15 protein-coding genes and 1 pseudogene are annotated in these 19,225 nt (G+C 70.1%); 1 reads left to right on the top strand and 15 read right to left on the bottom strand.

All coding sequences use genetic code 11. The annotated features are described in order from the left end of the window. Window positions 1-13: 13 nt before the first annotated feature. The 8 genes from ABZ193_RS00725 to ABZ193_RS00690 form a co-directional block, all read right to left on the bottom strand. On the bottom strand, window positions 14-1,576 hold the full coding sequence (locus tag ABZ193_RS00725) for a sulfatase (RefSeq protein WP_354708339.1): 1,563 nt from the start codon (window positions 1,574-1,576) through the stop codon (window positions 14-16). A 23-nt stretch (window positions 1,577-1,599) separates the two neighbouring features. Continuing rightward, window positions 1,600-2,526: a formylglycine-generating enzyme family protein gene (locus ABZ193_RS00720; protein ID WP_354708338.1), complete on the bottom strand. Its 927-nt coding sequence runs from the start codon at window positions 2,524-2,526 to the stop codon at window positions 1,600-1,602. After that, on the bottom strand, window positions 2,523-4,565 hold the full coding sequence (locus ABZ193_RS00715) for an ABC transporter ATP-binding protein (protein WP_020418667.1): 2,043 nt from the start codon (window positions 4,563-4,565) through the stop codon (window positions 2,523-2,525). Before ABZ193_RS00715 ends, ABZ193_RS00720 begins: the two co-directional genes overlap by 4 nt. Next, window positions 4,562-5,467: an ABC transporter permease gene (locus ABZ193_RS00710; protein ID WP_237337014.1), complete on the bottom strand. Its 906-nt coding sequence runs from the start codon at window positions 5,465-5,467 to the stop codon at window positions 4,562-4,564. Before ABZ193_RS00710 ends, ABZ193_RS00715 begins: the two co-directional genes overlap by 4 nt. Window positions 5,468-5,469: 2 nt before the next feature. Next, window positions 5,470-6,417 carry an ABC transporter permease gene (locus ABZ193_RS00705; protein WP_354708337.1) on the bottom strand — a complete coding sequence of 316 codons (948 nt, stop codon included), beginning with the start codon at window positions 6,415-6,417 and terminating at the stop codon, window positions 5,470-5,472. After that, complete coding sequence (locus ABZ193_RS00700) at window positions 6,414-7,967, bottom strand: ABC transporter substrate-binding protein (protein ID WP_237337015.1); 1,554 nt, start codon at window positions 7,965-7,967, stop codon at window positions 6,414-6,416. Before ABZ193_RS00700 ends, ABZ193_RS00705 begins: the two co-directional genes overlap by 4 nt. A gap of 132 nt (window positions 7,968-8,099) precedes the next feature. Then, entirely contained in the window at window positions 8,100-8,696 is a 597-nt protein-coding gene (locus tag ABZ193_RS00695; RefSeq protein WP_237337016.1) for a TetR/AcrR family transcriptional regulator, read from the bottom strand. A 46-nt stretch (window positions 8,697-8,742) separates the two neighbouring features. Beyond that, entirely contained in the window at window positions 8,743-10,539 is a 1,797-nt protein-coding gene (locus tag ABZ193_RS00690) for a sulfatase (protein ID WP_354708336.1), read from the bottom strand. 88 nt (window positions 10,540-10,627) lie between these two features. On the opposite strand from ABZ193_RS00690, the gene ABZ193_RS00685 reads away from it, so the two are divergent. Then, entirely contained in the window at window positions 10,628-12,079 is a 1,452-nt protein-coding gene (locus ABZ193_RS00685; RefSeq protein ID WP_354708335.1) for a sulfatase-like hydrolase/transferase, read from the top strand. Here the strand turns inward: ABZ193_RS00685 and ABZ193_RS00680 are convergent. From ABZ193_RS00680 to ABZ193_RS00650, 7 genes and pseudogenes are all read right to left on the bottom strand, one after another. Next, window positions 12,076-13,437, bottom strand: coding sequence for a sulfatase-like hydrolase/transferase (locus ABZ193_RS00680; protein WP_237337019.1), 1,362 nt, complete (start codon window positions 13,435-13,437; stop codon window positions 12,076-12,078). The genes ABZ193_RS00685 and ABZ193_RS00680 overlap by 4 nt on opposite strands. 96 nt (window positions 13,438-13,533) lie before the next feature. Then, a pseudogene (locus ABZ193_RS00675) lies at window positions 13,534-13,980 on the bottom strand (SUMF1/EgtB/PvdO family nonheme iron enzyme); the annotation flags it as partial. A gap of 535 nt (window positions 13,981-14,515) precedes the next feature. Then, a complete protein-coding gene (locus tag ABZ193_RS00670) occupies window positions 14,516-15,499 on the bottom strand; it encodes an MDR family oxidoreductase (RefSeq protein WP_237337020.1) in 984 nt (327 codons plus the stop codon). A gap of 34 nt (window positions 15,500-15,533) precedes the next feature. After that, window positions 15,534-16,367: a mycofactocin-coupled SDR family oxidoreductase gene (locus tag ABZ193_RS00665; protein ID WP_237337021.1), complete on the bottom strand. Its 834-nt coding sequence runs from the start codon at window positions 16,365-16,367 to the stop codon at window positions 15,534-15,536. Window positions 16,368-16,424: 57 nt separating this feature from the next. Then, window positions 16,425-16,952 carry a flavin reductase family protein gene (locus tag ABZ193_RS00660; RefSeq protein ID WP_237337022.1) on the bottom strand — a complete coding sequence of 176 codons (528 nt, stop codon included), beginning with the start codon at window positions 16,950-16,952 and terminating at the stop codon, window positions 16,425-16,427. Beyond that, window positions 16,949-17,857 carry an alpha/beta hydrolase gene (locus tag ABZ193_RS00655; RefSeq protein WP_237337023.1) on the bottom strand — a complete coding sequence of 303 codons (909 nt, stop codon included), beginning with the start codon at window positions 17,855-17,857 and terminating at the stop codon, window positions 16,949-16,951. The genes ABZ193_RS00660 and ABZ193_RS00655 overlap by 4 nt, the downstream gene beginning before the upstream one ends. A gap of 131 nt (window positions 17,858-17,988) precedes the next feature. Next, window positions 17,989-19,131, bottom strand: coding sequence for an LLM class flavin-dependent oxidoreductase (locus tag ABZ193_RS00650; RefSeq protein WP_237337024.1), 1,143 nt, complete (start codon window positions 19,129-19,131; stop codon window positions 17,989-17,991). Between the last annotated feature and the right edge of the window lie 94 nt (window positions 19,132-19,225).

Below are 19,225 nucleotides of genomic sequence, written 5' to 3'. Positions count from 1 at the left end.
GGAAACCTCTCGGTCAGGCGGGGTCGGCGGCCGCGATCATCTTGTCCCAGGCCGCGTGCCGCTCGGGCGTCCACGCGACGTCCGAAGCGTGCCAGGACACCGGAGTCGCTCCGGTCGCGGTCGAGAGCCGTGCGGCGAGGTCGTCGGCAAGGTGGCCACGCCCGGTTGCGCGCAGATGTTCCTGGTACCGCACAGGGTCGTTGTAGTAGACCGGCCCGACCTGCAGCGTCGTCTGCATCGGATCGGGCAGCGCGCCCGGACGCCCCGCGTAGGTGTGCAGCCACTCCGCCAGGTACGTCCGCATCCGCGCGGCCAGCTCCGGCTCCTTGTCGAGCAGGTCGGTGGTGAGGTGCGGATCGGCGGTGACGTCGAACAGCTGCTCCCACTCCGCGCGGAACGCCCCGGGGTGGTAGGTGCGGATGTAGAGGTGGTCGCGGGTGCGGACCGACCGCTGGTAGGTGTGGGCGCCGTGGCCCAGCACGAGATACGGCCGCGACGGGATCTCGGCGCCGCGGACGGCGTCGGCGAACGAGGTTCCCTGCCAGCCACGGGGAATCGGAACGCCGAGCAGGTCGCAGATCGTGGGTGCGAAGTCGATGTTGTAGAGCAACGCGTCGCAGTGGCGCGCGTCGTCGGGCAGCTGATCGGTGACGCCGGGCCAGTAGACGACCAGGGGCAACCGGTGGACCGGCTCGTTGGCCAGCCCGTGCTCGGCGTAGGAACCGTTCTCACCGAAGGATTCGCCGTGGTCGGCGCTGACGATGATCGCCGTCTCCCCGGCGATGCCGAGTTCGTCCAAAGTGGCCAGAAGCTCGCCGAAGAGGCTGTCCCAGTACATGATCGTGCCGTCGAATCCGTTGATCAGGTGCTCGAAGTCGGCGCGGGTGCGGATCGCCTCGGGCATGGTGTCCGGGTACGGCGACTTGCGCGGGCCCACCGAATAGTGCAGGTCCAGCGCGCTGCGGGGCCCATAGACCTCGGCGTGCCCGTCGATCGCCTCCTGATCCGGCCACGCCGGAGCCGGACCGGACGCGGCGGCCCGCTCGGTCCACTCCTTTCCGGTGAGGTACGGGGTGTGCGGCTCCCAGTAGGTCAGGTGCAGGTACCAGTCGTCCTCGTGCGCGTGCCGGCGGATCCAGTCCAGCCCCACGCGGTTGATCTCCCGGCCGTCCTCGTCGTTGATCTCGTCGGTGGCCCGGATCGACTCGCGGAAGTTGCCCAGGAAGTGGTAGGCGCGGTGCCGTTCGGCGAACATCGAGACGGCGGCGGTGTAGTGGCCGTGCTGTCCGAGGCGCTGGCCGAGCAGCGGCCGGTCCGGGTGCGGGGCGTGGCCGGAGTCGAGCCGGAACCGGGCGGCTTCGCCGAAGTGGCCGATGACGCCGTTCGTGATGCCGAACTGCCCGCTGGTCATGGCGGTGCGGGAGGGCAGGCATGGCGAGTCGGAGCAGTAGTAGCGGTCGAACACCACTCCCTTGTCGGCCAGTGCCTGCAGGTTCGGCGTGGTGGGCCGGTGGTAGCCGTACGGCTGCGTGTGGTCGGCGCGGAGCGTGTCGACGTCGACGTAGATGACGCGCATGGAAACCCTTCTCGTGGCGGCGGTCAGCCGGGATCGCGGGCGCAGCGGAACCCGGTGTTGCCACCGGAGCTGTCGGGGGTGTTGTGCGAGCGGGCGGCGACGCGGTAGCGGTTGCAGTAGGAGACGTGGCAGAGGTAGGAACCACCGCGCGTCACGCGGTCGGTCCCTGTCGACGGCCCGATCGGGTCTCGCGCCCGGGGCGGGTGGTCGGTGCCCCAGCGGTCGGCGCACCACTCCCAGACGTTGCCGGCCATGTTGTGCAGGCCGAAGTCGTTGGGCGGGAACGCGTCCACCGGCGCGGTGCCGGCGTAGCCGTCTTCGGCCGTGTCGGTGACCGGGAAGCGGCCCTGCCAGATGTTGGCCAGGTGACGGCCGCCCGGGTTCAGTTCGTCGCCCCAGGGGTAGCGGCGCTGGTCGTGCCCGCCGCGGGCGGCGTACTCCCACTCTGCCTCGGTCGGCAGCCGCTTGCCCGCCCACGCGGCGTACGCGCCGGCGTCGTGCCACGACACGTGGACCACCGGGTGGTCGCCGCGACCGCTCAGGTCGCTGCCGGGGCCTTCGGGACGCCGCCAGTCGGCGCCGGTCACCGCGGCCCACCACGGGGTGACATCCGGGCGGGGTGAGATCCGGCGCAGCTCCCGGTCCAGGAACCGGACGAACACGTAGGACCAGCCGAGGCGCTCGGCCTCCGTGACGTATCCCGTGTCCGCGACGAAGGCGGCGAAGTCGTCGTTCGACACCGCGTACCGGTCGATCAGGAACGGGGACAGCTCGACGGTCCGGACCGGGCCCTCGCCGTCGGCCAGGAAGCCTTCGGCGTCGTCGGTGCCCATGCGGAACTCCCCGCCCGGCAAGGCCACCATCCCGTCGGTGGACCCCGGCCGAGTCGGCAGCGGCGCCACCGGGGTCTCGTGCGAGCCGGGCGACCGGCCCGGGGTGCAGCAGCTCATGCGACCGCTCCGGTGCGGGCGAGTTCCCCGGCGAAGTGGCAGGCGGCCAGCTGCCCACCTTCGGTCGGGGTGAGCTCGGGGTCCTTCTCGGCGCAGACCGTCCGGTCCGGACGGTGCAGCGGGCCGATCGGGCAGCGGGTGCGGAACCGGCACCCGCTCGGCGGGTCCTTGGGGCTGGGCAGGTCACCGCCGAGGACGATCCGCTCGCGGGTCCGCCCGCCCGTGTCCGGCACGGGCGATGACGCCAGCAATGCGGCGGTGTACGGGTGCTGCGGCGACGAGTAGACGGCTTCGGCGTCCCCGATTTCGACGAACCGGCCGAGGTACATGACCGCGACCCGGTCCGACAGGTGCCGCACCACCGACAGGTCGTGGGCGATGAACAGGTAGCCGAGGTCGAACTCGTCGCGCAGCGATTCCAGCAGGTTGATGATCTGGGCCTGGATCGAGACGTCCAACGCGGACACCGGTTCGTCGAGGACCAGCAGCTTCGGCCGGGCCGCCAGGGCCCGGGCGATCCCGACGCGCTGGCGCTGCCCGCCGGAGAACGCGTGCGGGTACCGGTCGAGGTGCCGTTCGTCGAGCCCGACCCGCTCGACCAGCCGCACCACTTCCGCCGCCCGCTCCGCCGCCGGCATGCCGCGGACGGCGAGGGCCTCGTCGAGCGACTGGCGGATCGTGCGACGGGGGTTCAGCGACGCGTAGGGGTCCTGGAACACGTACTGGACGGTGTCGCGCAGGTGCGGCGAACCCGCGGGTTCCTTGGGGCCGAGGGTGTGTTCTCCGACCCGGATGGTGCCGGCCGCGGCGGTGTTGATGCCGACGATCGTCCGCGCCAGCGTCGACTTCCCGCACCCGGACTCGCCGACCAGTCCGACCGTCTCGCCGCTGGACACGGTCAGCCCGACACCATCGACCGCGTACACCGGGCGGTGCCGGCGGAACAGGCCGGTGCGCTCGCCGTTGACGTCCACCTTCAGGTCGGTGATGTCCAGCAGTGGCACCGGAATCCGCTCGCGGCGGACGGCGGCCGCGGCGGGCGGGCGCATCGGCGGGATCGCCGAACCTGCCTGCGTGACGTGGCAGGCGGCCAGGTGCCCGTCGCCCCGCGACACGAGCGCGGGCACCTCGCGGGTGCAGACGTCTTCCTTCAGGCGGCAGCGCGGGTGGAAGGCGCAGCCGCTCGGCAGGCGCGCGGGGTCGGGCGGGGCGCCCGGGATCGACGGCAGCCGGCGGCCGGTGGACACCTCGTCGACCCGGGGCATCGCCGCGAGCAGGTCCGCGGTGTAGGGCAGCTCGGGCCGCTCGAAGATCGCCGCGACCGGGCCGCGTTCCATCACCCGGCCGCCGTACATGACGACGACCTCGTCACACATCTCGGCGACCACACCCATGTCGTGGGTGATCATCAGGACGGCGATGCCCAGTTCGTCGCGCAGCTTGCCCAGCAGCCGCAGGATCTGCGCCTGGACGGTGACGTCGAGCGCCGTGGTCGGCTCGTCCGCGATCAGCAGCGACGGCGAGCTCGCCAGTGCCACCGCGATCACGACGCGCTGGCGCATGCCGCCGGAGAACTGGTGCGGGTAGTCGTCGATCCGCCGGTCGGCGTCCGGGATGCCGACCTGGTGCAGCAGCTCGCGGGCACGTTCCCGCGCGGGCCGCTTGGCGGTGCCGTGCACGATCAGTGCTTCGGCGATCTGGTCGCCGACGGTCATCGCCGGGTTCAGCGCCGACTGCGGGTCCTGGAACACCATCGCGATCTCGCGGCCGCGCAGCTCGCGCATCCGCTTCTCCGGCAGGGCGAGCAGATCCGCGCCCCGGTACCGGACTTCGCCGCCGGCGATCCGCCCGGGCGGGCGGACCATCCGCAGGATCGAGCGAGCCGTGACGGACTTGCCGGACCCGGATTCGCCGACGATGCCGACGACCTGGCCGGGCCGGACCGAGAACGTCACGTCGTTGACGGCGTGCACGACCCCGGCCGGGGTGTCGAAGTGGGTGCGCAGGCCGCGCACGTCCAGCAGGGTCTCAGTGGTCATCGCCGGGTCGCCGCCTCGTTGAGCGCGTCGGACAGGAGGGTGAAGGCGAGCGCGAGCAGCAGGAGCACGAGCCCCGGCCCGAGCACGTAGGTCGGCAGCGTGCTGACGTACCGCGCGCCGACGTTGAGCATCGCGCCGAGCGACGGGTTCGGCGGGTTGATCCCGAGCCCGACGATGCTCAGCCCGGCCTCGATGAAGATGGCCACCACCATGAACACCGTGGCCTGCACGAGGATCGGGTCGGTCACGTTCGGCAGGATGTGGCGCACCAGCACCTTCGGCCGGGACACGCCGAGCACCCGGGCCGCGAGCACGTATTCCCGCTGCTGCTGGGCGAGCAGGCCCGCCCGGGCGAGCCTGCCGAAGCCGGGCAGCCCGGCGATCACGATGGCGACGAACAGCGACGTCCAACCTGCCCCGATCATCAGCACGATCATGATGCCGAGGATCAGACCGGGGAAACCGAGGATGATGTCGAGCAGCCGCTGTGTCGCCGAGCCGAGCAGTTTCGACAGGTAGCCGGAGAGGCCGAGCAGCGTGCCGAGCACCATGCTCACCGGCACCGCGGTGAGGATCAGGCTCAGGTCCGTGCGCAGCCCGTAGATCGTCCGGACCAGGATGTCCCGGCCGAACTCGTCGGTGCCCAGCAGGTGGGCCGCGGACGGGCCGGTGAGGGCGTCGCGGGCCTGCTGGTCGTAGCCGCCGGGCGCGAGGACCGGGGCGAGCACGGCGACGGCGACGAGCAGCGCGAGCAGCACCGCGGCCGCGATCCCCTTCGGAGTGCGGAACGCCTTCGCGTACCGGACGAACGTACCGCCCCGCTCGGGTTTGCGCGCGGTCTTTGGTGCGGCGACGGCGGCCGCCGCGACGGGCCCGGTGAGTGTCCTTTTCGGAATGTCCATGGTCACTGCCCCAATCGGATGCGGGGGTCGAGCGCCGCGAGGGCGATTTCGGTGAGCAGCTGGGCCAGGACCGCGATGAACACCGTGCCGACAATGAGCACCTGGACGACCGCGTAGTCGGCGTTCTGCGCGCCGGACACGGCCAGCTGGCCCAGCCCGTTGCGGGCGAAGATCGCCTCGATGACCACGGCGCCGGCGAGCAGGTCACCGAACCGGATGCCGATCGCCACCACGGCCGGGCCGAGGCTGTTGCGCAGGACGTGCCGGACGCTGATCCGCCGCGACGGCACGCCCTTCGCGACCGCCAGGTCGACGAAGTCCTCCTGGCGCACGCCGACCATCGACGTCTGGACCAGCCGCGCCACGCCGGCCGACATGGGCAACGCGAGCGCCAGCGCGGGCAGCAGCAGGTACTGCAACCCGATGGACGGATTGTCCAGCACAGGCGTCTCGCCGCTGATCGGCAGCAGCCGCACGGCCACCCCGAAGACGAGGATCAGCAGCAGGCCGACCAGGAACGGCGGGGCGGCCAGCAGACCGGTGTTCGCGCCGCCGATGAGGGTGCGCGCCCAGCGGCTGCGGGCCGAACCGGCGAGGACGCCGAGGCCGATGCCGAACACGACGAGGAACACCCCGGCCAGCACGGCCAGCTCGACCGTGCTTTCGAGCCGGTCGCCGATCAGCTCGGCGACCGGCCTGCCGTACTGGAAGGACTGCCCGAGGTCACCGGTGAACAGGCCGCCGAGCCAGTGCAGGTACTGCGTCACCCACGGCTGGTCGAGGCCGAGCTGGGCGCGGATCGCGGCGATCGTCTGCACGGACGCGTCCGGGCCTGCGATCACCGCGGCGGGGTCGCCCGGTGCCAGGCGCGGCAGCAGGAAGGCGATCACGCTCGTGGCCAGCAGCACCAGCACGATCGACGGGAGGCGGCGGAGGAGGAAGCGGCTCATCGGACCAGGCACGTTTCCCGGGACAGCAGCCCGCCGGAGGTGAAGGTGGTACCGCCGACCGCCGTGGAGCGGACCATGATGCCGGGCGTCGTGACGACCACGTGCTGGACGGCCTGGTCGAGCATGTAGGCGGTCAGGTCGTGCACGGCCTTGGCCGCGTCCGGACCGCTGCCCGCCTCGACGAGACCCTGCACCAGTGCGGTGTACTCGGGGCTGCCGAACTGCCGGTGGGCGCCCTGCAGCCGCACGTCCGGGTTGGTCTGCGCGATCAGCGACGGGGTGTCGGCGACCCCGCGGAAGGACAGGTAGTTCCCGCCCTTCTGCGCCGCCAGCCGCGCCTGGTAGTCCGGCGCCGCCAGCGCGACGAGGTTCGGCTTGAGGCCGACATCGGTCAGGTTGTTCGCGATGATCTGGTATTCGGCCTGCAGCTGCGGGTTGTTGATGATGGTGATCGGCACCGCGGCGCCGGTCGCCCCGGCCTGCTGGATCAGCTGGCGGGCCTTGGCCGGGTCGTACCGGTAGGTGTTCTCGAGGTCCTTCGGGTAGGTGTCGCCCGGCGGCCAGATGAGGCCCGCGGTGGTGCCCAGCCCGCCGAAGACCTGCTGCTTGATCCGGTCCCGGTCGATCGCGTAGCCCACGGCCTGCCGGACGGTCTTGTCCGCGAAGACGCCGCTGGTCGTGTCGAGGACGAGCGAGTACGCCGCCTGCAGGGTGTTCTGAAGCTGGAACTGGTCGCCTTGGCGGGTCACGGTCTGCGCGTCCTGCGTGGTGAGGCCCCCGGCGAGCTGGGCCCGCGAGGAGCGCAGTGCGGCCAGCTGCGCGGTCGAGTCCGGGATGACGACGTTCTCGATCCGGTCCAGGTGCGGCAGGCCCTGCTGCCAGTACTTGTCGTTGCGCACCAGCACGATCTGGGAGCCCGGCTGGTACTCCTCGACCTTGAACGGGCCGGTCCCGATGATCTTGCTGCCGTCGGCGAGGCCCGCGTAGGTCTCCGAATCGACGATCGGGGTGTCGTCGAGGACGCTCGCGAGCACCGGCGACAAGGCCGTCTTCGAGCGGATCGTCACCTCGTGGTCACCGGTAGCCTCGATCTGCCAGCCACCGATGATCTGCTTGTCGATCGAGGGGCTGGCCGGGGTGAGGGCCTGCTCGAACGTGTACAGCACGTCCGCCGCGGTGAAGGGACGTCCACTGTGGAAGGTGACGCCCTGGCGCAGCGTCAGCACGGCGCTGCGGTCGTCGGCTCCCAGCTTCCACGCGGAGGCCAGCAGTGGTTCCGGGTTCTTGACGTCGCCGTTCTTCACCGCGAGCAGCGTTTCGAAGACACCACGGACCCAGAACAGGTTCGCCGCGCCCTGGGCGAGGATGCGGCCGGGGATCGGGGGTTGGGCGTTCGCCACGACGAGGGTGCCGCCGGGGCGGCAGGCGGCCGTCGACGAACCGGACGCCGCCTGCTGCTGCAGGTCCACAGCGGACTGGCAGCCGGCCACCAGGACGGCCGACAAGGTCAGCAGGAGGGCACCACGGATTCTGGATACGCCTGAGCGCATGGAAGGACTCCTCGTTGAGTCAGGATTCGCCGGCGCGTGTTTCGCACACGCGGCGACCGGACCGTCAGCGGCCGGTGCGGGGTCGGGAAAGCCGGGCTGCCGCCGGGGCGGCAGCGCTTCGCGGGAGCGTGGTCAGCGCTTTTCGAGGCGGCGCATGCTCGTCTCGAAGATGCCACACATGTCGACCGACGGGTCGCGAAGCCATTGCAACTGCAGGCCGTTCATCAGCGAGACCAGTTCGGCGGCGGTGTCCGCCGGGTCGAGCGAGGCGGGCAGCCTGCCCGTCTCCTGGTCGCGTTCGATCAGCCGGACGATGTGGCCGCGGACGCGGCGGTTGCGTTCGCGGAAGAACTCGTGGGCCGGGTGTGCAGGGTCGAGGCTTTCGGCCGATTGAACGGTGAACAGCCGCACGAGACCGGGTTGCGTCTCGTTGCGGCGGCAGTGCGCCACCAGCCACTCGCGCGTGGAGGCGTCGACACCGGCGAACTCGGCCGCCAGGGCCTGCTCGTCCTGGAGGTCACGCTGCTGCAGCAAGGCGAGGATGAGCGCGTCCTTGCTCGGGAAGTGGTGCAGCAGCCCGGGTTGCGAAACCCCGACCTTCGCCGCCACCTCGGCGATGCTGGTGCCGTGGAAGCCGGCGACGGCGAACGCGTCCGCGGCGACGGCGAGGATCTGCTCCCGCCGCTCGGCGGCCGGGAAGCGGACCCGGCCGGACTCTGCTCGTGTCATGCGGCTCCTTCCATCGATACGGTTAACTTACCGAGTACTCGGTAAGTTAGGAAGGTGTACTGCCGAGTAACTTCTGGTCGTCGCTGATCAGGGCGTCGCTGATGGCCCGGAGCTTCGCCCGGGGCAGCAGACCGACGGCCATCGCGGCGATCTCGACCAGGCTCAATCCCCCGGCCACGGCGGCGAGTGGACCGGTGAGCAGTCCCGGCACCCGCTCCTGGAGCACCGCACGGGCCCCGGGATCGGCGAGCAGCTCGCGCAGCGGGGTGTGCGCGCTCAGCGGACCCCGCGGGTAGTCCTCGCGGCGGATCGGTTCCCGGGCCGCTTCGACTTGAGCCCAGTGGCGCCGCACCTGCAGGTGCTCGCGGCCGGGATCGCCGTGCTCCGGCAGGCCGAGCCGCACGTACTGTTCGGGTGGCGCGTCGGTGTCGCGCATGAGCCGGGTCAGCAGCCCGATCATCCGCAGCTCCAGCTCGTCGTCGACCAGCGGCCGTTCCTGGCCCGGATCCTCGTGGAGGTCGTACAGGAGCGTGCCGAACGCGTACGGGTTGGACATCGCCTGGCCCCGCGTCCGCAGGACCGGGACGCCCTTGGTGAACGCGAACGGGGGCACGAGTTCGGCGTCGCGCAGCTCCTCGGGCGCGAAGCGGGCCATCATGTGCGTCGGCATGAGCGTGTACTCCGCCAGCGGCGCGTTCGCTTCGGTCGCGGGGGCTCGCATGTAGACGTACCGGCCGTCGGTCACGCTGACGTGGCCGCCGAACCCGCCGAACAACGCCGCTTCCCGGACCGGTTCGTCGGCGGCGATGACGTCCCGCAGCGGCCGCCCCTGCATGTCCGGCGGCCGGGGCACGCCGAACCACTCGAGCAGTGTCGGCCCGAAGTCGATTGTCTGCACCAGAGCCGATCTCCGCTCGCCGGCGGCGCCCGCCCGAGGGTCCCAGACGAACAGGGGCGTGTGGATCGTTTCGTCGTACCACGGCGGCACGTTCTTGCCCCACCAGCCGTGCTCCCCCAGCAGGTACCCGTGGTCGGTCACGACCATCAGCAGAGTGTCCCGCCAGAGGTCGAACTCGTCCATGCGGTCGAGCACCCGGCCCAGCGAGTGGTCGCACATCGACAGCAGCGCGGCGTACCGGTTGCGTACGTGGGCGACCTGCTCCGGGGTTTCGAGCACCTGGGCGTAGTCGGGCCAGTCGAGTTCCGGGCCGTCGTAGTCCTCGGGGTAGAGGTCGTGGTAGCGCGGGTAGCTGAAGAACGGCTCGTGCGGGTCGAACGTCTCGATCTGCAGGAACCAGCCGTCCTCGGCGTGGTTGACGTCCAGGAAGCGCAAGCCCGCGTCGAAGGTCCGCGTCTGCGGGTGGTCGGCCTCGTCGGCGAGGTGCTGCCGGTTCACCCGGTCCTGGCGGTAGGCGGGGCGCCGGAGCCGTTTGAGGTCCGGGGCCGGCTCTGGATCGGCGACCTGCCCGTGCCAGAAGTCGCCTTCCTGGCCGCGGAAGAACTCGTAGGTGCGGAACCGGTTGTGGTAGGTGGCGCCGCCGTCTTCCCAGTAGTGCGCGTGGTCGGTGGCCAGGTGGGTGTGCACGCCGGCATCGGTGAGCAGTTGCGGGGCCGAGTCGTCGAACGGCTCCAGCGGACCCCAGCCGCGGTGGAGGAAGTTGTAGCGGCCGGTGTGCATCTCCCGGCGGGCCGGCATGCACGGCATGCTGCCCGCGTAGCAGTTGTCGAACACGGTGGTCCGCCTGGCGAGCCGCGCGAAGTTGGGCGCGTGCACGTCCTGGCCGCCGTAGGCGGGCAGGTGGCGGCGGTTGAGGCTGTCGAACATCACGACGATCGCCTTCATGGGACCTCCTTTACTTACCGAGTACTCGGTAGGTAGCGTGACCACATCCAACCCCGGACCCCGGCACCCAGGCAACCCCGGAGGCATCGTGGCCCCACCCGACTTCGTCGTGATCGTCGCCGACCAGCTGCGCGCCGACGCGCTCGGCGCATTCGGCGCCGAGCACGCCCGCACCCCTAACCTGGACGCGCTCGCCGCCGCGGGGATGACGTTCACCAACGCTTTCGTCCAGCACCCGGTGTGTTCGCCGAGCCGGGCGTCGTTCCTCACCGGCTGGTACCCGCACACCGCCGGGCACCGCACCCTGGACGGACTGCTGCGGCCGGACGAGCCGAACTTCCTGCGGACCTTCCGCGACCACGGCTACCACGTCGTGTGGGCGGGCGACCGCGGCGACACGTTCGCCCCCGGAGCGACCGAGCTCAGCGTGCACGAGCACGGGTTCACCGAGGTCCCGGCCGGGGCGCGCTGGGGCGGTGCGCCCGCCGAGCGGCGGCGCCGCCGTCCCGCTCTTTCCAGCATCGAAGACTCCTTGTGGGACCGGCTCTTCTACGGCGGCGAAGTCCTGGACGACGCCCTCGACTTCGACGAGGCCGCGGTCCGCACCGCTGAATCGTGGCTCGCCGATCCGCCGGACCGGCCGTGGGTGCTCTTCGTGCCCTTGATCGCACCGCACTGCCCGTTCGAGGCCGCCGAGCCGTGGTTTTCCCTGCACGACCGCAACGCCCAGCCCGCGCCCGTTCCCCCGGGGACCGGTCCCGCCTACCTCACCGCCATCCGCGAGAAGTACGGGCTCGACCGCGCGACGCTGCCGGTGTGGCAAGAAGTCGCCGCCGTCTACCACGGCATGGTGTCCCGGTTGGACGCCCACGTCGGCCGGATCGTCGCCGCGCTCGGCCCGGACACCGTCGTCGCCTTCTTCGCCGACCACGGCGAATACCTCGGCGACTTCGGCGTGATCGAGAAGTGGCCGTCGGCGATGCACGCGTGCATCACCCGCGACCCGCTCATCCTCAGCGGCGGCCCGGTGCCCGCCGGGACGACCGACGCGCTCGTCGAACTCGTCGACGTCTTCCCCACGCTGCTCGACCTCGCGGGGATCGAGTCCGAACACGTCCACTATGGACGGAGCCTGCGGCACCTGTTCGACGACCCGGACGGCGACCACCGGACGTACGCGTTCAGCGAGGGCGGCTTCCTGGCCGAAGAGGAGCCCCGGCTCGAGCGCGGCGCGTTCCCCTACGACCTCAAGGGCGAACTCCAGCACGAAGACCCCCGGCTCGTCGGCAAGGCGTTCGCGGCCCGCGATCGCGACTGGACCTACGTCTGGCGGCTCTACGAACCACCCGAGCTGTACGACCGCCGGACCGACCCGGCCGAGACGCGCAACCTCGCCGGACGAGCGGAATTCGCGGCCGTCGAGGAGCGGATGCGCCAGGCCGTCCTCACGTGGCTGGCCACCACGGCCGACGTCCTCCCCGCCGGCCGCGACCCCCGGCGACCCGCGGTCGACCTGCCCGCACCGAGGTGCACTCCCTAGGTGCGGGCGCGCAGTTCGCGCAGCAGGGCGTCCCGGATTTCCTCGTGCGCCGCGCTTTCCGCGAGGTTCCGGAGCTCGCGGGGATCGGCGAGCGAGTCCGCCAGGAACACGTCTTCCTCGCCGGTTGCGGCGGGGCGTCCGTCGATGCGGACGGTGGCGTCCAGCCGGTGGCGCCGGGTCCGGATGCAGCTGCGCCGCGGCCAGCCCCTCCCGTCGTCCCAGGTGCCCTCGTCGCGGTTGGGGAACGCGCGGCTCGCCGGGTCACCGTAGCCGATGGTCGCCAGGACGTGGTCCGGCTCCGGCTCGCCGAACAGATCACGCCCCGCCATCGGCGCGGCAGCCGGGATGCCCGCCGCCCCGAGGAGCGTCCGGGCGAGGTCGAGCGACTGGACCAGATCGTCGCGGCGCTCCCCACCTGACCGGCCCGGCCGCCGGACGATCAGCGGAACCCGGTGACTCTGCGGGGCGAAGGTGTGCTTGCCGAAGGCGCCCCCTTCGCCGAGGTGCACGCCGTGGTCGGAGGTGAGCACGACGATCGTGTTCCCAGCCAGGCCGAGGTTCTCCAGTTCCCGGAGGATGAGCCCGATCTGCTCGTCCACCCAGGCGACCAGCGCCAGGTAGTCGGCCTGGGCTTGCCGCAGCTCGGCTTCGGGCATCTCGCGCCCGCCGTTGAGCTCGGCGAAGCGGCGGTCGAAGCGGCTGCCGTCCGGATCGCCGTCGAGGGCGTGTCCGGGCTGGGCGTCCGGCGGGAACAGCCGGGCCCAGCGTTCGGGCGCCACGACCGGCGTGTGCGGCTGCAGGAACGACGCGCGCAGCAGGAACGGGCCGTCCACCGCGCGCAGCCAGGCGATCGCCCGCCGCGCCACCTCCTCGGGGACGAACTCCTCCCCGGAATGCCGTCCGCCGACGACGAACCGCATGCCCGGCGTCCGCACCAGTGAGCCTTCGTCGGCCCCGGAGAGCGGATCGCGCATCCCGGCCCCGGTGTGGTCGTCCACCTGCCACGGCTTGAGTTCGGGCGGGAGGTGCTCCTTGCCGAAGCTGGCGGTCGCGTACCCGGCGCCGGCGAACAACTCGGGGAAGGTCACCAGCCCGGCGGGCAGCGGCCAGCCACCGGCGGCGGCCTCGTTGTGGAAGACACCGGTCCGCTCCGGCGGCAGCCCGGTCAGCGTCGAGGTGCGGCTCGGCACGCACACCGGTGAGTTGGTGTAGCAGCGGTCGAACACCACGGCGTCCGCGGCCAGCGCGTCGATGTGGGGGGTGCGTGGCGCGAGTCCCCCGGCTTCGGCGTAGCAGCCGAGCGCGTCCGCACGCAGCTCGTCGCAGTACAGCCACAGGATGTTGGGACGATCGTGCACGCGGACACCTCCGGACTCTTACCTACCGAGTACTCGGTAGGTAACGTGGCACACGGTAACCCTGGCGGACCCGCGAAGGCAACCACGGCCGGGTGCTCAGATGTCGGCGACGGTCCGGAAGCCCAGGTTCCCGCTCGAGCTGTCCGGCATGTTCGCGGTGCGGGCGGCGACGCGGTAGCGGTTGCAGTAGGAGTCGTGGCACAGGTACGACCCGCCGCGCATCGCCCGGTTCGCGTGGGCGTCGTCGAACCAGTCGGCGCACCACTCCCACACGTTGCCCGACACGTTGTACAGCCCGAAACCGTTGGGCGGGAACGCGTCCACCGGCGCTGTTCCGACCTGACCGTCCTCTTCGGTGTTGTGCACCGGGAAGCGGCCCTGTCAGATGTTGCAGCGGTGTTCCCCACCCGGCGTCAGCTCGTCACCCCACGGGTAGCGGGCCTGGTCGAGACCGCGCCGCGCCGCGTACTCCCATTCCGCTTCGGCCGGCAGGCGCCGGCCCTCCCAGTCGCAGTAGGCCACCGCGTCGTGCCAGGACACGTGCCCCCCAGTGCGGCGGACACAAGACACTGACCTGCGGAAACCGAGAATCACCTGGCCAGGATCGGGAAGTTGGAGCGCGTTGAGGGCCGTTCAAGGCAACAGTGGAATGCACCCCGCTCCAGATTCGCTCCTGCTTCGCCTGTACCTCCGCTTGCCCTCGAGCGGGGCCGCGACCACGACAGTCCGGTTCTCCGCGGCGACGTCCCCCAACTCGAGACGCTGCTGTTCGAAATGAACGTCGGTCAGGTCGGGATGACTCTTCCGGCCTCGCCGCGTGCCATCCATCGGTGGAACGTTCGTCGCGCTGCCGGTGGCCACGTGGTGTGCGAGGTCCGCCCGCACTGAACGGAGTGCTTCGGACAGCCGGACCCGTTCCTCGCGGGGTGCGTGGACGCGGCGGCGCCGGATGGACGTACGGGAATTCCTGCGTTCAGCGAGCTTTGACGGCAGGTCTCCAAGTGTGCCAGTGCACGACCATCCTGGCGCGTACCGCCTGCGCAATCTCCAGAGAACAGGCGCCCTCCCAAACCCCTGCTCAGCTGTTCACGTCGACGACGATCCGGCCTCTGATCCGGCCGTCGAGCAGTTTCGATGCTGTCGGGATCGCCTCGCTCAACCCGATCTCCTGGCTGATGTCCTCCAAGTGCGCCAGGTGAAGCTCGCGGCTCAGCCGCTCCCACGCGGTCTTGCGGCGGGTGTAGGGCTGAGTGACGCTGTTGACGCCCAGCAGGCGCACTCCCCGCAGGATGAAGGGCGCGACCGACGCGGGGAAATCCAAACCCTGCGCCATTCCGCAAGCCGCAACGAGGCCCTCCGAGCGGGTCGCGGCACAGACGTTGGCGAGGGTGTGGCTGCCTACCGAATCGATCGCCGCGGCCCATCGCTCCTTGGCGAGCGGGCGTCCGGGCTCGGACAGCTCGGCCCGGTCGATGATCGTGCCGGCTCCCAACCGCTGCAGGTAACCCGCCTCGGATGGCCGTCCGGTCGCGGCGACCACCGAATAGCCGCGTCGAGCCAGCAATGAGACCGCGAAGCTACCGACTCCACCGCTGGCGCCGGTGACGAGAACCTCCCCATCTTCCGGCGTCAGGCCATTGCTCTCCAGCACCATGAGGCACAGCATCGCCGTGTATCCCGCGGTCCCGACGGCCATGGCTTGCCGTTCGTCGAGTCCAGCAGGCAGCGGGATAAGCCACTCTCCTCGCACCCGGGCGCGCTGAGCGAGCCCACCCCAGTGGGTCTCTCCGATGCCCCAGCCGTTGAGCAGGACGTGGTCGCCTGGCGCATAGGCCGGGTCGCCGCTGGACTCGACGACGCCGGCCAGATCGATGCCAGGCACCATCGGAAAGCTGCGAACGACGGGCCCCTTACCGGTGATGGCGAGTGCGTCCTTGTAGTTGAGGCTGCTGTGGACGATCCGCACGGTCACATCGCCGTCGGGCAACTCCTCTTCCTCGAGGTTCCGCACCTCGGCCTGGTAGTCGGTGTTGCTTCGGTCGATGAGGATCGCTTTGAACATGATTCTCCTCCGGTGACGATCGCTTCCAGATCGATCAGAGCAGGCTGCTCCCCGCGTCGATGGCGAGCGCCGCACCAGTGATGTACCGGGCCTCGTCACTTGCCAGGAAGAGAAGTGCGTTGGAAATGTCGACCGGCTCCACCCACGGGACAGGCAACATCTGCAGCCGGCTCGACGCCGCCGCGAACTCCTCCTTCGTGGCGCCCTGCTTACCCGCGAACAGGTCGTAGATGGGCTGGTTGTGGATCATGTCGGTGTTGACTTGCGTGGGATGCAGGCTGTTGACCCGGATACTGTCGGGTGCCAATTCCATCGCGAGTGTGCGGGTCAATCCGACAACCCCGTGTTTGGCCGACACGTAGTGCGCCATGTTGGCGTATCCACGGAGACCTGCGACCGAACTGGTAAGGATGATCGAGCCCCCACGACCGGCGTTCTTGAGGCTGGGGATCGCTGCCTTGACGGTGTGCCACACGCCGGTCAGGTTGATGTCGATCATCGTGCGCCACTCGTCTTCGGGGAGCGACTCCGTGGTGGTCGGGGTGCCGACGACCCCAGCGTTCGCGCTGACGATGTCCAACCGCCCGAGGATACTGACGCCTTCCTCCACCGCGGCCTTCACGGCGTCGAAGTCCCGCACATCCGCCTGCTTCGCGACGATGCGCCGGCCCAGACCTTTCACCTGCCGCTCCGTCTCGGCAAGGTCCTCTTCGGTCGCCGCGGCGCTCACCTCGTACGGCACTTGCCGGCAGACGTCGATCGCAATGATGTCGGCGCCCTCCTGCGCCAATCGCAGTGCGTGTGACCGGCCCTGTCCGCGCGCGGCGCCGGTGATGAAGGCGACTTTGCCTTCAACCCTTCCAGCCATGATGTCCTCCTACAGTTACTTCGCTATTGGTGAACTCGACTTCGATTGCGGCAGCAGTCACCCTCTGCCGGAGCCGGCCAGCGGGTCCAGCCGGTGGAAGGAAGAGGCGTGGAACACCAGGGGGTCAGCGTCGCTCGGAATCGCCATCCGCTGTACACGGAGCAGCACGACATCGTGGTCTCCGCCCCGCAGCTCGGCCTCCACGGTGCAGTCGATCCAGGCGGCCGCGTCCGGCAGGAACAGTGCTCCGTCCTCGCTGCTCGCGACCTCCAGATCCGCGAAGCGGTCTCCATTCCGCGACGAGAGCCTGCGCGCCGTCTCCGCCTGCGAAACCCCGAGCACGCTCACCCCGAGCCGGGGAGCTCTGCGCAGCGATGGCCACGTGCGAGAGCTGTGGGCAGGGCAGATCGAAACCAGCGGCGGGTCGAGGGAGACCGAGGTGAAGGAGCTGAACGCCATCCCGACGGCGTTCCCGTCCACCAGCGCGCACACCGAGACGACGCCACTGGGAAAGGCTCCGAAGACACGCCGGAGGTCGTCTGTGTCGGCGGGCGGGGTCAGCTTCGTCTGCACTGGAGTGCTCACTGCTTCCCCCACCTGGTGGCAAGCCAAGCGGCGGCATTCGCGACCGTGGCGTCCGCCTCAGGCGCACGTCCGGCCATGAGTACGTACACGTGCTGCATGCCGGGCGAGAGCTCGGCCGTGACGTCGACGCCGGCTGCCCGGGCGCGTTCTATGAATCGCTCGCTGTCGCTCTGCAACGTTTCCTGGTCGGCGTAGGCCACGTAGATCGGCGGCAGTCCCCGGAGGTCGGCATGAAGCGGGCTCGCCAAGGGGTCCGTCGGTGAGGTCCCGTTCAGGTACATGGCGGCCATGTTCTCCGCGACCGGCCGCTGCACGAACGCGTCGCTCGCCGCATTGGTCTCGAAGGTCGGGCCCGTGCACGTGAGGTCGAGCCACGGTGAGAAGGCCACGATGGCGGCCGGAAGCGGCAGGCCCTGGTCACGCAGCCGGACCGCGAGGGCTGTGACCAGGTTGCCGCCTGCCGAGTCGCCGGCGAACGCGATGTCCTCCGGAGCGAATCCCTGGCCGAGGAGCCACTCCACGGCAGCGGCCGCGTCGTCGAGCGCCGCCGGGAAGGGAGCCTCGGGCGCCAGCCGGTAGTCAAGGACAACAACCGGCGCACCGAGGAGACGGGCCAGGTGTCCGCCCAGCTTCCGGTGCGTGTGCATCGAGCTGCCGACGAACCCACCACCATGCAGGTAGAGCACGGCACCCCTGGCCGTGTGTTTCGTGGGTGTGCACACGATGCCGGCACACTTGCCGACGTTCACCTCCGCGTAGGTGACATCCGTCGGCTCGGCGCTGCGGGCGTGCAGTTCCTCGAGCATTGCCCGGATGGTCGCGAGATCCGCGTCAGGGTTGGCGGCGAGACGCTCGGTGAAGGAATTGAAGTGGACGCGCAACGCGTCGGACTCGACACTGGGCATGATTGTCCTCAAGAGTTGATCGGTGGTCGCTGCGGCCTCGCCGGCGTTGTGGGTGGCAGCGGCTTCGCCCGGCGCTGGGGCCGGTCGTCGAGGACTGAGTCCGCGCGACCGGCCACGAGCCGCAGAACTGGTCAGAGATCCTTCAACACCGGGATGACCTTCTCGGCGAACAACCGCATGCTCGCCTCGGCCTTGTCGTGCGGCAGACCGGCGTAGGTGAACGCGCAGTTCAGGTGGTAGTCGCCGATCACGGCACGTCGCGCCCTCACCTTCTCGATGATCTGCTCGGGCGTACCCCACGTCTGCGCGTCGACATAGGCGGCGGCGGAGGCTTCCTGGCCGGCCTCGCGGATCACCTCGGCCACCGCGTTGTAGGACTCGTAGCCCGACGTGCCGGCGAAGTGCGTCCCGCCGAACTCGTAGTGGCGCATGACCTGGATGAAGTAGCGCGAGATGTACTCCGTCGCGGTCTGCTTGGCCTCCTCGGGGTCCTCCGCGCAGTAGACGAACTCGGTCAGCGTCGGAGCAGGCGCCTCGCGGCCCTGCTTCTTACGGAAGGATTCCCGGTAGGACTCGATCAGAGGGGCGTGCTTCTCGATCGGGAACTGGACGAAGGTCGCCATGGCGGCACCGAGATTCGCCGCGACATCCAAGGAGTCGGGCGACATGGCGATGCACACGGTCCGGTCGCGGAACCCCCGCGGCGGGGCGGGCGCGATCGGGGCTGACGGCTGTGGGAACAGCGGCCCGTCGCCCGAGATCACACCTGTCTCGAGGGCGCGGAGGACCATCTCGGCGGACTCGTCGAACCGCTCGCGCGCCTCGTTCATGTCCATGCCGAGCGACGCGTACTCCATCCGCGAGAGGCCCCGACCGAGACCGAGTCGCACGCGTCCCTCGGCGAGGATGTCAAGCATCGCGATCTTCTCCGCGACCCGGAGGGGCTGGGTCCACCATGGCAGGATCACCGCGGCCGGGACGAGCTCGATCGAGTTCGTCTTCGCAGCCAAATAGGACAGCAGCTGCATGTTGTCGGGACACATCGAGTACTGCGCATCGAAGTGGTGCTCGACGCACCAGATGGCTGAGAAGCCGAGCGGCTCAGCCAGCTCAGCCAGGTAGAGGTCTTTGCGGTAGAGCTCCGCATCGGACTGGTTCGGGTCCGAATTCTGGAAAAGAAGCTGGAAACTGGGGATCATAATTCGGCGTCCTCCTGGTGCGACGGGGAAATTTCCTTCCACGTTCTTGCCGCTGAGATGGATCGACGTGTCCATCGGGTGTCGCGCTACTTTCGACGCCGTTAACTCTGTCACCGAAGGCGCGGTTCGATGTGTCGCATTCTGCGACGATGTGACGTCCGGACCGCAC

It is taken from the genome of Amycolatopsis sp. NPDC006125 (assembly GCF_040614195.1).
GTDB classification, from domain to species: domain Bacteria; phylum Actinomycetota; class Actinomycetes; order Mycobacteriales; family Pseudonocardiaceae; genus Amycolatopsis_E; species Amycolatopsis_E tucumanensis.
This window is presented reverse-complemented; position numbering and strand designations above follow the sequence as displayed.